Source organism: Methylobacterium nigriterrae, assembly GCF_037106235.1.
Classification (GTDB): domain Bacteria; phylum Pseudomonadota; class Alphaproteobacteria; order Rhizobiales; family Beijerinckiaceae; genus Methylobacterium; species Methylobacterium nigriterrae.
Window position 1 is genome coordinate 1 of sequence record NZ_JBAWTG010000925.1, and the last position, 266, is coordinate 266.

Below are 266 nucleotides of genomic sequence, written 5' to 3' on the forward strand. Positions count from 1 at the left end.
GGCGCGCGTTGGATATCATCGCCACCATGGTCGCGGCCGGGTTGACGTTGCTCTTTTCGACAAAGCCTGGGGCGATCTTCACGGCGGGATCGGGCTGTGCTGGCTGACCGCCCGCCAATCGAAACAGCCCATCATCGCCGCGCTGCAACTGCTCCGGCGGCGGGTTCACCAGCTTGAACTGCGCAAGCATCTGGATGTCGCGGGGGTTGTCACCCGCACCCAGCGCGCTGATCTGGCCATCCGAGGCAAAGGTCACCGATCCGCGC

General features: G+C 65.4%; 1 protein-coding gene. It reads right to left on the minus strand.

From position 1 onward, the window contains the following. Positions 1-266 (minus strand): flagellar basal body rod C-terminal domain-containing protein (locus WDW90_RS39715; RefSeq protein WP_336493070.1); only part of this gene is annotated, 266 nt, incomplete at both ends.